Source organism: Zunongwangia sp. SCSIO 43204, from assembly GCF_019904275.1.
GTDB classification, from domain to species: domain Bacteria; phylum Bacteroidota; class Bacteroidia; order Flavobacteriales; family Flavobacteriaceae; genus Zunongwangia; species Zunongwangia mangrovi.
This window is the reverse complement of record NZ_CP063204.1, coordinates 987,466-1,002,393: the sequence shown is the minus strand read 5'-3', so window position 1 is coordinate 1,002,393 and position 14,928 is coordinate 987,466. Positions and strand designations below refer to the sequence as shown.

Below are 14,928 nucleotides of genomic sequence, written 5' to 3'. Positions count from 1 at the left end.
AAAGATTAGTTTTTTCTAACTACTTTACCACCAAACAATGTGCTTTTATCGATCTCTTCTGGATCACCATACACGTTTACGGTACCTCCTGCTCTAACCTTAGCAGTTACTTTTCCAGACACTGTAACATCAGCCACGCCGCCTGCTTTAATATCTACATTTAGATACTCAGATTGCAGGTTTTTAGCATAATATTTTCCGCCGGTATTAATATTTACTTCCTGGTGGTTTACTTTTCCTGAAGGTGTTAATTCACCACCACTTCTAATTAGCGCTATTAAATTATCAACTTCAAACTCACCCGTAATATCGCCACCTTCCTGAGCTTCCAGCGTAAAAAATTCAGCATTAATTTTATCGGCTATGATTATCGAAGCATTTTGTTTGGCTCTAACTTCGTCGATACTTTTGTAGTAAAGTAGCACCTGCGTATCATCATCGTCATCAAAAATATTATCGATACCTAACTTTATTTTTAAAGTAGCATTTTCGATATCAAATTCTACATCTTCTCTACTCTCTCCGGTTACCACGGCTTTATTTTCATTCCCTCTAACGAGTTTTACCGGTAAACCATCGTAAACAAATATCTTCTGAAAATCTGCAAGATCATGTTTGGTTTCCTGTGCACTAAGGTTTAATCCTAAAACCATAAATGCAATAATCATTATCTTTTTCATGCTTTTTAAATTAATCTATCCTTCAAAATCTTCTTTTAGTCCCAACATAGTAAAGTCAAGATGACGTTTTACCAGATCAGCATTTTTTACTTTTACATAAACCTCGTCACCTAACTGATAAGTTTTATTAGTTTTTCTACCAATAACGGCATAATGCTCTTCGTTAAATTCGTAATGATCGTCTGTTAGATCACGTAAACGAATCATGCCTTCACATTTATTTTGTTCAATCTCTACAAAAATTCCCCAATCGGTTACTCCAGAGATCACACCTAAAAACTCTTCGTCCTGGTGATCCTGCATAAATTTAACCTGCATGTATTTTATCGAATCCCGCTCGGCATTAGACGCCAGATTTTCCATTTCACTACTGTGGTGACATTTTTCATCATAAACGTCTTCACTGGCCGAATCTGCCCCATCCAAATAATGTTGTAACAAACGATGTACCATAACATCTGGATAACGCCGAATTGGCGAGGTAAAATGCGTGTAATAATCGAAAGCTAAACCGTAATGGCCAATATTCTCTGTACCGTAATACGCTTTACTCATCGTTCTAATCGCAAGCGTATCTACAAGGTTTTGTTCTTTTTTACCCTGCACATCTTTTAAAAGACTATTTAAAGAGCTTGTTACGCTTTTTCTATCGGTTAGATTAAGCGAATGTCCAAAACGACCAACAACCGTTTGTAAGGATGCTAATTTTTCTTCATTTGGCTCGTCATGACAACGATACACAAAAGTCTTCTTAGGTTTTTGTTTTCCTATGAATTCGGCTACTTTTTTATTGGCGAGCAGCATAAATTCTTCGATAAGCTTATTGGCGTCTTTAGAGGTTTTGAAGAACACTCCTACTGGTTCGTTTTCTTCGTCTAAATGAAATTTCACTTCTACTTTATCGAAAGAGATCGCTCCTTCCCGCATTCTTACCGAACGCATTTTCTTAGCTAAGCGATCTAATTCTAAAACAGCTTCAACGATATCATCATTAACTTGATAAGCACCTTCTTCGCGAATCGAAATATCTTCAGGGATGGTATTCTCTTTGGTTTCTATAATATGCTGCGCTTCTTCGTATGCGAATCTAGCATCAGAATAGGTTACCGTTCTACCAAACCACTGGTCTTTTACTTTTGCATTTTTATCTAATTCGAATACTGCAGAAAAAGTATATTTCTCTTCATTTGGTCGTAAAGAACAAGCCCCATTCGATAAAATTTCTGGTAGCATTGGTACTACCCGATCTACTAAATAAACCGAAGTTGCACGTTCGTAAGCTTCTTCATCTAAAATCGAATCGGGTTGCAGGTAATGTGAAACATCGGCGATATGAACACCAAGTTCTATATTTCCGTTTTCTAGTTTTCTAAAACTTAAGGCATCATCAAAATCCTTGGCATCCTTTGGATCGATCGTGAAGGTTAAAACATCGCGCATATCACGACGCTTTTTAATTTCATCTTTAGTAATCGAAAGATCGATCTTATTTGCAAATTCTTCTACTTCTTCTGGAAAATCTGCTGGCAAGCCGTATTGTGCTAAAATCGAATGAATTTCAGTATTATGATGTCCAGGAGTTCCTAAGACCCTCGTAATAATTCCGAAGGGCGAATCGGCACGTTTTGGCCAATCATCAAACTCCACCAACACCTTATCACCATCCTGTGCTTCTCCTAGTTTGTTTTTCTGAACAAAAAAGTCGGTATACATTTTTGGATCATCAATCACTACAAATCCAAAATCTTTCTTCAACTGCAAAACACCAACAAAACTGCTTCGTTTACGTTTGATGATTTTGGTGATTTCACCTTCAGATTTCTTTCTTCTTCGGTGTTTATAAACATAGATCTCTACCTCATCGCCATGAAAAGCAGCGTTTAAGTTTTGCTGCGGAATCATAATATCATCTTCAAACTCATCCACAATTACAAAACCATAGCCTTTGGTAGACATATCTAAAATACCGGTGTGGTAATTCGCACCTTTTTCTACCATAAATTTTCCGCGATCTACCTGGTTGATCTCTTTTTTAGCCGCTAACTGCGCTAATTTCTTGGTAATTTGATTTCGGCTACTAGGATCGTCTACGCCTAATTTTGCCGCAATTTGTTTATAATTATAAGCTTTACCGGCATCCTTTCTTAGAATATCGGTGATCTTTTTATCAAGATTTCCCAGCTTTCCGCCAGATTTATTCTTTTTCTTCTTTCGTTTCATTCCCATATACAGGTAAAATTAGTGTATATAACTGATTTTAGATGAAAATGAATGTAAAGTTTTGTTAAGTCACTTCGTAAAATCTGGCATTCAATTTTTCGAATTCTACGTTTTGGGATAAAATAAAAATGAATTACGTACGTTAAAAATGTTATAGTTATCTTAATAATTTCTTAATTTTGCAAAACGATTTTATAAAGTTATTTAGCTAATTTTAGAGTAATGAAGTTGTTAGCCTCCAAATCTAGAAGATTCTTTCTTTTATTTTTCCTCATTTTTTTAGTTGGGGTGATTGGCTTTGTGACCTATATCAACCGCTCTTTAAATCAAAGATCTGAGCTTGATCCAAGACATACTTCCGTTCAGCATAAAATCTCTCATCATAATTAATAAATAAAGTGTATCTTTAAGTACCTATCAATCAGGTGCATGAAAGATTATATTTACCTTCAAAGCTTTACGTATTCTCACGAATGTCACGTTGTTAAACATCTTTTAGACAACGAAGATATTTTCTATCACTTTAAGAACGAAACAGTTATAGATCTTATCCCTTTATCTTCCTTTGGCCTTGGCGGCATTAAACTTTACATTCATCCATCACATCTAACTAAAGCAAAAAAAATCTTAGATCAAACTTTTAGAAACAATAGCCATCTTCGTATCGTTTAATCTTCAGTAGTTATTCACATTATATATATCTATTATTTTTCTTTTCTTTTTTTTAAAACTTAAATGATGATATATGATTGCGTGTTAATTTGTGCAATAAAATTTTGTTGATTTATTTGGAATTTGACTTGTGATTAATTGATAACAACTTATCAACAGGTGTTTATATTCTTAAGTACTTGATGCTCTTATATTTTTAAGCTTTACTTAACAATTCTGAAATTTTAAATTAACATATAAATTCTTGAAATTTTAAAATTCACAGGCTGTTTATAACCTGTTGTTAGTTGCTGAAAACTTGAAGAAAAATAACCGACTTATAATTTGGATATATGCTCCTATAGCTGGCTTTGTAATTTTTTCTGAATAAAGCAAATTAGGTTTTTATTTTCTCATCAAAGGTTATTCACATGTTATTGTCAATTCTAAATACCTGATTATAAAGGATATTTTAAAAGTAATTAACAATGCAATATTCTTAGGTTAATAAGCACTTTTTATACCTTTGTAAGTAGTTAATAAAACCAGAATTATGAAAATCTCCATTGGTAATGACCACGCCGGGACGCAGTATAAGAACCTTATACAACTGTATCTAGAAAAAGAAGCCGGTATCGAAGTAAAAAATTATGGTACAAATACAGATGATAGTGTAGATTATGCCGATTTTGTTCATCCCGTTGCAGAAGATGTTGAAAACGGAGAAGCAGATTTTGGAATTATCATTTGCGGTAGTGGTAATGGCGCGAGTATGACGGCCAATAAGCATCAAAAAATACGTTGTGCACTATGTTGGACGGGAGAGATCACAAAATTATCAAGAGAGCATAATGATGCTAACATTTTAAGTATCCCTGCACGTTTTGTTTCTACACAACAGGCAGTAGATATGGTTAAGATCTTTTTAAATACTGAATTTGAAGGTGGTAGACACCAAACAAGGATTGATAAGATTCCTTGCCAGTAATTAACGATCAAGCAAAATAATATATCCCGATTTTATATAAAATCGGGATTCATTTTTTAAAGCCTAATAATGAACATTAGTATTAAAAAATTCAACGAGCTTAGCTTAAATGAGTTATATCAAATATTACAATTGCGATCTGAAGTTTTTGTGGTAGAACAGGATTGTGTATATCAGGATATCGATGAAAAAGACGATAAAGCATTACATGTAATTGGTGAAGTAAATGGTAAAATTGTAGCCTACACACGTTGTTTTGATAAAGGATTTTATTTTGAAGAAGCCGCTATTGGTCGTGTTGTGGTTAAAGACAACCAACGAAAATATGGTTATGGTCACCAGATTATGAAGGCTTCAATAAAAGCGATTAAAGATCATTTTGGTACTGAAAATATTAAACTTTCCGCACAACAATATTTAATTAAATTCTATGAAAGTCATGGCTTTACCAGTATTGGTGAAGGATATCTTGAAGATGGTATCCCACACATTGCTATGGTAAAATAGTGCTTAATTTTGTAGAATCTTAGCATACTGGCCAGGGTTTTTTAAAACTTCCTTGGCTTTTTTTATTTCTTCGCCATTAGCTACATGATTTTGATATAAACCTTCCTGGTAAAAATAATGTTTAATGATCTGGTCTTGTAAAACCGATTTAATTTCTTCTTTCTTATTATCTAGATCTTCAGCCTTACTTTTATCGATCTCAGCAGTTATTTGTTTATAACTATCTAGGATATCTTGCTGAAAACCTTCAGATTGTGCAGTTATCAACAATTCCTCTAACTCCTGTTCAGTATCGGTTTTATAGTTGAAATCTGATGTTTTTAAATAGGCTTTAAAATCATTAAAATCTGCATCGCTAAACTCGTAAGTTACGGGATCTTCAACATTATGTTGATAATAGTAATTGGTGGCATAATTAAAAATCGCATTTTTCTCCAAAAGCGCTCTGGTAATACTACTATATTCTGAAGATTCTAAGCGAACATCTGGTAAAATTCCACCGCCATCGTAAACTGTTCTTCCGTTTTTGGTTTTAAAAGCATTATAATCTTCCACCTTTGTACGAACAGCTTCGCCATTTTCATCTCGTTTGCGGTAATCTAAAGCCTGTATGCAGCGTCCGCTTGGTGTATAATAGCGAGATATGGTAATTTTAAGTTGCGTACCGTAAGCGATCTCTTTTGGGCGTTGTACCAATCCTTTTCCAAAAGTACGTGCACCAACCACTACTCCTCTATCCAGATCCTGAATAGCTCCTGATACGATCTCACTAGCCGAAGCACTTTGCCCATTCACTAAAACCACTAACGGAATTTTAGTATCTATAGGTTCTTTTTGTGTATAATATTCTTTATTATATTTCTCGATTACAGATTTGGTACTGGTAATAAGTTCTCCTTTATCAAGAAAAATATTACTCACATTTATCGCTTCGCTTAATAAACCACCAGGATTTCCTCTAAGATCAAGAATGATCTTATCTGCGCCCTGACTTTTAAGATCTTTAACCGCTCTACTGGTTTCTTCGTAAGCTTTTTGGTTAAATCTACTTAAAACCACATAGCCGCTATTATCTTCTAAAAGACTATAAAATGGCACCGCTTTTAATTCAACCGAACTTCTTTTAATGCTGGTTTGTTGTGTTTTTCCCTGTCTTTGGTAAGTGATATTAACTTCTGAATTTAAAGAACCGTTTAATAAAGTTTGTGCACCTTCAGTAAAATCTGAAACCTTAGTATCCCCAATTTTAGTGATCTTATCGCCAGGTTTTAATCCGGCTTTATCTGCAGGGTAATCTTTATAAACTTCAGTTATTAACAAGATATCATCATCTGGTTTTAAAGCTGCACCAATGCCAGTATATTCTCCTTCCATATTAATTCTGGAGCTTTGTACATCCTGCTCGCTCCAAAAATTAGTATAAGGATCCAGATCTGTTAACATTGATTTTATCGCGGTATCCATAAGATCTGCCGGGCTGGTTTCATCAACATAATTCATGTTGATTTCCTTAAAAAGCGTGGTAAAAATTTCAATTTGTTTAGCGATCTCAAAGAAATCAGATTTAAAACCAAAACTTGTGAATAACACCACTCCGCTTGCAGCTAAGATTAGTGTTTTTTTATAGAGATTTTTTTTCATCTTCATTAATAATTTAAGGATGAATACCAACTTCATCTTACTCGATAATCGAGAATAAATACTCCGAGGCTAACCTCGATATAAAGACGATTTTCGAAAAAAAGCCTTAAGGTTTTGCCCTCAGGTAGTTTATTATTTTAAAACGCTTATTTTTTCCTTTTGTTTTAAGCGTTCCAGTAAGTTAAGCATTAATTGCTCCATCTTTATTTGAGAAATGTCTTCGCGGGAAAGATAGATAAACATCATCGCATATTGTTGTTTTGCCCCGGTCATAACAATATACTTATTTTTTCTGAAAGATTCTCGCATCAGTCTTTTGATGCGATTGCGTTGTACAGCGGTTTTTATAAATTTCTTCGGAACAGAAAATCCAGTCTTAAAATAGCGATTTTTAGCTGAAACTGTCACAGAATCCTGGGAAGTGATAGGAATATAGACCAATCTAAGCGGATAATTCTTTATCGAAATACCTTCAGCAAAAAGCTTATCGATAAGAATTTTACTCTTTAATTTTTCATGTTTTTTGAAGCCTTCTTCCATGCCCCAAAAATAGGTATTGTAAATGGATAATTACAAACTAAACCTTAAGCTGATTATTGGTTTCTTTTTCGGCTTTAAAATCTTTGATGTTCTGTATGGTGACCTCAGCAATTTGCTGCAATGCTTCTTTTGTTAAAAATCCTTGGTGTGCAGTAATAAGAACGTTTGGGAAAGAAATTAACCGAGCGATAATATCGTCTTTGATCACACTTTCAGAAAGGTCTTTAAAAAACAATTGTTCTTCCTGCTCGTAAACATCGATACCTAAATAACCTAATTTACCAGATTTAAGTGCTTCGATCGTATCTACGGTGTTAATTAATGGGCCACGGCTGGTGTTAATTAACATCATACCATCTTTCATTAATTTAAAGCTTTCTTTGCTGATAATATGCTTGGTTTCTGGATTTAGCGGGCAGTGTAAAGAAATAATATCAGATTGTTCCAGTAATTTTTCGAAAGAAACATAAGTACCGCCCTGCTCTATGATCTCTTTATTTTCAAACTTGTCATAAGCGATAATCTTACAGCCAAAACCTGTCATATTTTTTGCAAAAATGCTTCCTATTTTACCGGTCCCAATCACACCCACAGTTTTCCCATGAAGATTGAATCCGCGTAATCTTTCTAACGAAAAATTTCCTTCTCTAATTCGGTTATATGCTTTATGGGTTTTTCTATTTAAAGTAAGAATAAGCGCAACGGCATGTTCTGCTACGGCTTCTGGAGAATATGCCGGTACCCGATACACTTTTATACCATATTTTGCCGCTGCAGCCAGATTTACATTATTAAAACCGGCGCAGCGCAGTACCACAAATTTAACTTTGTTTTCAGCTAAGATCGCTAAAGTTTCTTCATCCAGATCATCGTGGACAAAAACGCAAACACCATCGTAACCTTTGGTAAGATCTGCAGTGTCTTTGTATAATCTAACTTCAAAATATTTAAGATCTATTTCCTTTTTGTGATAAGGATCAAAGAATTCTTTGTCGTAAGATTTGGTGCTAAAAAACGCTAATTTCATATTCTTGAGGTTGGATTGGTATTCTAAAAATATAAAATAGATCGACTAAATAAAATTTAATCTATCATTAAAGGCTTAATTTCCTGTAGTTCTTAATTATGTAAGCTTTCTAAAACAAAAAAGTCCGGCATTTGCCGGACTTTTTTGTTTTAGAAAAAATAATATTCTTATTCTGAATCTACCTCGCCGTAAGTATTATTGTTACGGTTTACATCTGCCATAAGCTGAGATTCGTCAATTTCGATCGATTTTATATCTGCTTTTGCAGCATCGATTTCCAACTCGTAAGTAGGAAATGCCCACGGCCAGTCTTCTTTTAAAATACGCTCTACATCTCCTTCAGCTGGTTTTTCCCAACGCATCATGCGCAATGGCATATAGTATAATTTTTTACTACCATCGTTTAAAGTCACAGTAACTTCAACAGGCATTGGCATTAAAGCTTTTCTTTCTAAAGTAATTTTGGTTCCGTTTTCTGCATCTTCAACGCTATTGATTGCATAATCAATTTGATTGGTAGTTTCGGTCCAATCTGTTAAATACCAGTGTAATTCGGCTCCAGAAACTTTTTCAGCAATTCTTATAAAATCGTTTGGTGTTGGATGTTTAAATTTCCATTCATCATAATAACGATTTAAAGTTTCAGCTAAATTATCCTGACCAATAATATAACCAAGTTGCGATAGGAAAACCGCCCCTTTACTGTATGCAGCAATAGAATATGCAGTATTGATATCGTAACGATCACCATGCGTAGTTTGTGGTTGCTCCATACCAGAAGTTGCAATATAGTTGTAACCTCTATACGATCCTGCGGTTGGATTTCCTGAAGTTCCCTTGATCGTTTTTTGTGCTAATCCAGAAATATAAGTAGTAAAACCTTCGTCCATCCAAGGATGCTGAGATTCGTTTGTTCCTAATAATTGCTGAAACCAAGAATGTGCAAACTCATGTGCGGTAGTTCCTAATAAACTATTGTAGCTTTCGCCACCGGTAATTAAGGTACACATCGCATACTCCATACCACCGTCACCACCTTGAATAATTGAGTATTGTGGCCATGGATAAGGACCAATATGCTCATTAAAGAAAGCTAGTAATTTTGCAGTTTCTGGCTGAATTTTTTGCCATGCATCAGTTACTTTTGGATCGTCTTTGTATAAAAAGTGAAGTATTACTCCGCTTTCAGTTTCCAATTTGTCGTGGATAAATTCTGGATCTGCAGCCCAGGCAAAATCGTGAACTTTTTCAGCTTTAAAGTTCCAGGCTAGTTTTTTGCCTTTACGTTTAACTTTTGTTCCTTCTTCTTCGTAACCATAACCAATTTCTTCTGGGTTTTGTAAAACTCCTGTACCACCAATAATATAATCTTTATCGATGTTGATAGTTACATCAAAATCTCCCCAAACGCCATGAAACTCTCTGGCGATATAAGGATCTGCATGCCAGCCTTCAAAATCATATTCGGCTAATTTAGGATACCATTGTGTCATAGAAAGTGCAACACCATCGGCGTTATTTCTACCAGATCTTCTAATCTGAACAGGCACCTGGCCTTCAAATTCCATTTTAAAAGTAGTAGATTTTCCAGGTAAAATTGGTTCAGCAAGATGAACGATAAGAATTGTTTCTTCGTCTTCCATCTCTACTTTCTTACCATCCTGAGTTAAAGAAGTGGCTCTTAAATAACCAATTTCGTCTTCATTAAGTTTGGCAATTCTACTTTCGTAATCTGGATTTTGACGATCTCCTTTGTTGTTCACCATTCTTCCATCTGGATCCTGGATGTCCTGTAAACGAGAATCCATTTCGCTTCCTGGTTGGAAAGCGTTAAAGAACATATGGTAGTAAACTTTGGTTAAAGTATCTGGAGAATTATTGGTATAAATCAACTCCTGTGTACCGGTATATTGGTAATTTTCAACATTCATATCTACGTCCATATCGTAGTCTACATGCTGTTGCCAGTAGCTGGTATTATTTTGAGCCTGTGTAAAGGCAGTGGCCAAAATGGCCAGACTAAAAATTAGTTTTTTCATAAATGTGGGTTATTATTTAGAAACTTTTGAGGCTAAAATTAATGCATTATATAAATTAACGATCTTTCCAGAGGTAGAAAGTTCACTAAATTCCTGTGTGTTTAAACGATCACCGCCAACAATTACGTTCGCCTGAACCGGTAAACCACTATCCATAATGATCTTTTTAACCTGTGGGGCGGTTAATTTAGGAAAATAAGATCTAATCATAGCAGCTACACCCGCAACCGCTGGTGAAGCCATAGATGTTCCCTGTAAATATTCGTATTCGTTATTTGGTGTGGTAGACCAAATTTTATTTCCGGGAGCAAAAACATCAACATTTTTCTTTCCGTAGTTAGAAAAATCGGCTACCAGTTTAGAACCGTAATCGTAATTTAAAGCACCAACCGTTAAGAAGTTATCGCTAATTTCTACAGAATTTTCTGGTGTTTGATCGTTAGGATACACCATTTTTTCGTCTAGATTCAAACTTTCGTTACCTGCTGCATTTACGATCAAAACATCATTCTCTGCTGCATATTTAACGGCTTCTCTTACCCATTCTGGATGCGTAGAGAAATATTTTCCAAAACTGGTATTTATTACTTTAGCACCATTATCTACGGCATATCTAATAGCAAGAGCAATGTCTTTATCGTACTCATCGCCATTAGGGACAGCTCTAACGGTCATGATCTCTACATTTTGGGCAACACCGTCCATTCCAATACCGTTATTTCGTTGTGCAGCGATAATCCCAGATACGTGCGTACCATGTTTAATATTTTCCTTATCAGCTTCAGGTCCCATTACGTTATTATTTCCGTAATCACGATCGCTAAGATCATCTGGATCATCACCAACGATGGCTCTTCCATCAAGCTCTAAGTTCAAATTGATTTCGAGCATTTCTTTATAATAATCTATCGCTCCATCCAGTTCTTCAATAGCTTTTGGAATATTTTCGTTCACATTTTGCTGAATCTGAAGCAACATGGCTTTATACTGGCTTAGAGGTTGCGCAGTAGCCTGCATGGCTCTTAACTCTTCCATTGTATAATCTTCTTTCCCTAATTGAGAAGAAACGGCCTGATGCGCTGCTACCAATTGCGATTTTATTTGCTCATATTGAGAAACGTTTTGCTGAGTTTCATTCAGTTCCTTACGATATTCTTCTTCAGCTTCTTTATATAAAATGAATTCTTCCCGGTTTGAGGCACTTACCGTACTTGCAGATTTGCCTTCGTATTTTGGTTTTAATTCTCTATAAATTCTAACATATTCTAGGTTTTCATCTACAGCATCGCCTAAAAAGTTCCAACCGTGAACATCGTCGATGTAGCCATTGTTATCATCATCAATTCCGTTCCCGGGAATTTCGTCTTCGTTGGTCCAAAGCACGTTTTTTAGATCTTCGTGTTCGATGTCTGTACCGCTATCGATCACTCCAACAATAACTTTTTTTCCTTTTTGATCTTTAATTATTTCTGAATAAGCTCTATCTACACTCATCCCAGGGATGGTATCGTAAGTAAGATCTGCTTCTGGCCAGTTTTTAAACTGAGCATCTGTAAGTGCAGTAACCTTAAGCGGAATGGTATCGATATTAGCGATTGGGGTAGAAACTATTGCAGGAGCACTACTCCCACAAGACGCAAGAATGGCTGCTGAGGTAGCAGCCAGTAATGGTTTATAAAATGGAATTTTCATTTTAGTTAAATAATTCATTAAACGTGTATGTTTGATCATGTCTCACACCTTTTTCAGTGTGTTTTACGGTTATAACTTCGTTGTGTGCATCATGTTGCATAAACAGATAGATTTCTTCGTCTGCTGCTTTATCTAAAAAACTTTTCTTCTCAGGTAAAGTAAGCAAAGGCCTGGTGTCGTATCCCATCACATAAGGTAAAGGGATATGTCCCGTAGTTGGCAGAAGATCTGCCATGAAAACCAGTTTTTTTCCTTTATACTCCAGGTGTGGTATCATTTGTTTGTCGGTATGTCCATCTACAAAGAGCACGCCAAAGCCAAGATCTGATACATTAATAAAACTTTCTTTGCCCTTTCGATCTACAAAATGAAGTTGCCCACTTTCTTCTATTGGTAAGATATTTTCTTTTAAAAATGATGCTTTTTCACGTGCATTAGGTTTTGTGGCCCAGTCCCAGTGATCTTTATTACTCCAGTATTTGGCGTTTTTAAATACGGTTTCGTAACCAGTGCGATCTTTATTCCATTGAACGCAGCCACCACAGTGATCAAAATGAAGATGTGTAGTAAAAACATCGGTAATGTCGTCGCGATGAAATCCGTTTTTTTGTAAAGATCTATCTAGAGAATCATCGCCCCACTGATAATAATAACTAAAGAATTTGTCGCTTTGCTTATCCCCTAGTCCTGTATCGATAAGAATTAGTTTATTTCCATCTTCGATCAAAAGGCTTCTGGCGCCAATATCGATCATGTTATTGCTATCTGCAGGATTGGTCTTTTGCCAGATACTTTTAGGAACAACGCCAAACATGGCACCGCCGTCCAGTTTAAAATTTCCTGCTTCGATAGGATATAATTTCATAAAAAATCAAATTTTCACAATATATCGCAAATTATTAAATCAAATACTCAAAAGCAGTTTATTAGACTGATTTAACATGAGATTAGAAATAAATCGAGTTTAAGACGAGCTTGGGAGCAAACTAAACTATTTTTAATATTTTTAGCTTCTAAATCAAACCGAAAGATTAATGTTAGAATTAGCAGGTATAGTAATTTTAGGAATATTGGCGCAATGGGTGGCTTGGAAGTTTAAAATTCCTGCAATCCTTCCGTTAATTTTGATTGGTCTTTCTGTGGGACCAATTGCGACCATCTTTACAGAGGATGGAAGTAAGCTTATAGAACCTATCTGGAATGGTGAATCTGGATTATTCCCGGGCGAAAGTTTATTTTATTTTGTCTCTCTCGCCATTGGGATCATTCTTTTTGAAGGTGGTTTAACGCTTAAAAAAGGCGAGATCTTAAATGTAGGTTTCGTTATTGTGAAGCTTATTACGGTCGCTGTAATTATCACTTTTATTGGCGCCGGTATTGCTGCACATTATATTTTTGATCTCAGCTGGCAAATTTCGTTTTTATTTGCCTCGCTAATCATTGTTACCGGGCCTACGGTAATTACACCTATTCTTAGAAATATTCCGCTTAAAAAGGATATTTCAACGATCTTAAAATGGGAAGGAATCTTAATCGATCCTATTGGTGCTTTGGTTGCTGTACTGGTTTTTGAGTTTATAAGTGCCGGGAAAGGAAAAGAATATACTTCAACCGTATTGTTAGAATTTGGTAAGATCGTGCTTTTTGGATTCACTTTTGGATTTACTTTTGCCCATGCCCTCGCCTACAGTATCAAGAAAAATATCATTCCGCATTATTTATTAAACGTACTTACACTGGCCGCAGTGCTTGGGGTTTTTGTATTGTCTGATCAATTTGCACACGAAAGTGGACTTCTAGCCGTGGTTGTGATGGGAATGGTGATGGGAAATATCGATCTACCAAATTTAAAAGAGTTACTTTATTTCAAGGAATCTTTAAGTGTTCTTTTAATTTCGATCTTATTTATTCTGCTGGCTGCAAATATTAATATGGAAGATCTTTACCTGGTATTTACCAGTAAAGCGATTTGGTTATTCGCAGTGATCGTTTTCGTAGTAAGACCGCTGGGTGTTTTTATAAGTAGTATTAATTCTTCGCTTAAATTCAACGAAAAGTTATTTATAAGCTGGGTTGGTCCTCGAGGTATCGTAGCTGCAGGTATTGCTTCGCTATTTGGTATAGAATTGGCAAATCAAGGTGTAGAAGGAGCCGAATATATCACGCCTTTGGTGTTTATGATCGTGTTGGGGACAGTACTATTAAATGCTACGACGGCACGTTTATTTGCTCAGCTTGTGGGCGTATTTTTGAAAGATTCTGAAGGGATTTTAATTATTGGAGCTTCATCTTTCTCAAGGATCATTGGTAAATACATGGAAGAAAATGGTCGTCATGTTGTTTTAGTAGATAACAATGGGATGAATGTTAGAAAGGCTAAAAGCATGGGATTAGATGCTATCGAAGAAAATGTATATTCTGAAGATCTTATTAATAATATCGAGCTTAATGATATAGGTTATTTAATGGCTATGACCAGTAACAGTGAGATTAATAAAAATGCCATAGAAAAGTTTAGAAAGCATTTTGGTGAAAATGGATCTTTTAGAGTGGTTTCTCCTGAAGAAATGCAAGATCCTGAAAATAACCCAAAAGAAGGATTGTTCTCTCAAACAGATGATTACGTAAAACTTACGAATCTTGCCCGCAAGTACTCACAAGTACACGAGGTTACTTTGAATTCTAAGGAGCATTATGAAGGTTTAATTGAAATTTCTAAAACCGATCCTGATATCATTCCGCTGTTTGTAAAAAATAATGAAGGAAATCTTAGTATCATTCCGTCTAACAGTAAAGAAGTAGAAATCGAAGAAGGCTTTAAACTTGTTTATCTTGGAAAACAGATGGAAATTGAAGATAACTCGAATACTGGCGACGAAGAAGATACGAAAACCAAAACCGAGGACGATTAATACGATGATAAATTAAGCAATAAACAGGTAT

General features: G+C 35.4%; 12 protein-coding genes. 4 read left to right on the top strand and 8 right to left on the bottom strand.

Going from position 1 to position 14,928, the window contains the following annotated elements:
* Positions 1–5: 5 nt before the first annotated feature.
* Both INR75_RS04380 and rnr read right to left on the bottom strand, forming a co-directional pair.
* Positions 6–680, bottom strand: coding sequence for a head GIN domain-containing protein (locus INR75_RS04380; RefSeq protein WP_223090927.1), 675 nt, complete (start codon positions 678–680; stop codon positions 6–8).
* Between the two features lie 15 nt (positions 681–695).
* Positions 696–2,906, bottom strand: a complete 2,211-nt coding sequence (gene rnr, locus INR75_RS04375; protein WP_370629884.1) for a ribonuclease R — start codon at positions 2,904–2,906, stop codon at positions 696–698.
* Between the two features lie 423 nt (positions 2,907–3,329).
* Here rnr and INR75_RS04370 point away from each other — a divergent pair, with 423 nt between their 5' ends.
* From INR75_RS04370 to INR75_RS04360, 3 genes are all read left to right on the top strand, one after another.
* Positions 3,330–3,572: a hypothetical protein gene (locus tag INR75_RS04370; protein ID WP_092539806.1), complete on the top strand. Its 243-nt coding sequence runs from the start codon at positions 3,330–3,332 to the stop codon at positions 3,570–3,572.
* A 532-nt stretch (positions 3,573–4,104) separates the two neighbouring features.
* Positions 4,105–4,539 (top strand): RpiB/LacA/LacB family sugar-phosphate isomerase, encoded by a 435-nt coding sequence (locus tag INR75_RS04365; protein WP_084841997.1) that lies wholly within the window; start codon positions 4,105–4,107, stop codon positions 4,537–4,539.
* 69 nt (positions 4,540–4,608) lie between these two features.
* On the top strand, positions 4,609–5,046 hold the full coding sequence (locus tag INR75_RS04360) for a GNAT family N-acetyltransferase (protein WP_223090925.1): 438 nt from the start codon (positions 4,609–4,611) through the stop codon (positions 5,044–5,046).
* A gap of 3 nt (positions 5,047–5,049) precedes the next feature.
* Here INR75_RS04360 and INR75_RS04355 read toward each other — a convergent pair whose 3' ends face one another.
* The 6 genes from INR75_RS04355 to INR75_RS04330 all read right to left on the bottom strand — a co-directional run bounded on the left by INR75_RS04355 (position 5,050) and on the right by INR75_RS04330 (position 12,850).
* Positions 5,050–6,687: a S41 family peptidase gene (locus INR75_RS04355; RefSeq protein WP_223090924.1), complete on the bottom strand. Its 1,638-nt coding sequence runs from the start codon at positions 6,685–6,687 to the stop codon at positions 5,050–5,052.
* Positions 6,688–6,819: 132 nt separating this feature from the next.
* Positions 6,820–7,227, bottom strand: a complete 408-nt coding sequence (gene rnpA / locus INR75_RS04350; protein ID WP_223090923.1) for a ribonuclease P protein component — start codon at positions 7,225–7,227, stop codon at positions 6,820–6,822.
* A gap of 37 nt (positions 7,228–7,264) precedes the next feature.
* The gene (locus INR75_RS04345) at positions 7,265–8,254 is read right to left on the bottom strand and encodes a 2-hydroxyacid dehydrogenase (RefSeq protein ID WP_223090922.1); all 990 of its coding nucleotides are present in this window, start codon (positions 8,252–8,254) and stop codon (positions 7,265–7,267) included.
* A gap of 167 nt (positions 8,255–8,421) precedes the next feature.
* Positions 8,422–10,293, bottom strand: a complete 1,872-nt coding sequence (locus INR75_RS04340; protein ID WP_223090921.1) for a M1 family metallopeptidase — start codon at positions 10,291–10,293, stop codon at positions 8,422–8,424.
* 12 nt (positions 10,294–10,305) lie between these two features.
* Positions 10,306–11,985, bottom strand: coding sequence for a S8 family peptidase (locus tag INR75_RS04335; RefSeq protein ID WP_223091850.1), 1,680 nt, complete (start codon positions 11,983–11,985; stop codon positions 10,306–10,308).
* Between the two features lies 1 nt (position 11,986).
* The gene (locus tag INR75_RS04330; RefSeq protein WP_223090920.1) at positions 11,987–12,850 is read right to left on the bottom strand and encodes an MBL fold metallo-hydrolase; all 864 of its coding nucleotides are present in this window, start codon (positions 12,848–12,850) and stop codon (positions 11,987–11,989) included.
* Between the two features lie 169 nt (positions 12,851–13,019).
* On the opposite strand from INR75_RS04330, the gene INR75_RS04325 reads away from it, so the two are divergent.
* The gene (locus INR75_RS04325; RefSeq protein WP_223090919.1) at positions 13,020–14,897 is read left to right on the top strand and encodes a sodium:proton antiporter; all 1,878 of its coding nucleotides are present in this window, start codon (positions 13,020–13,022) and stop codon (positions 14,895–14,897) included.
* Positions 14,898–14,928: the final 31 nt, after the last annotated feature.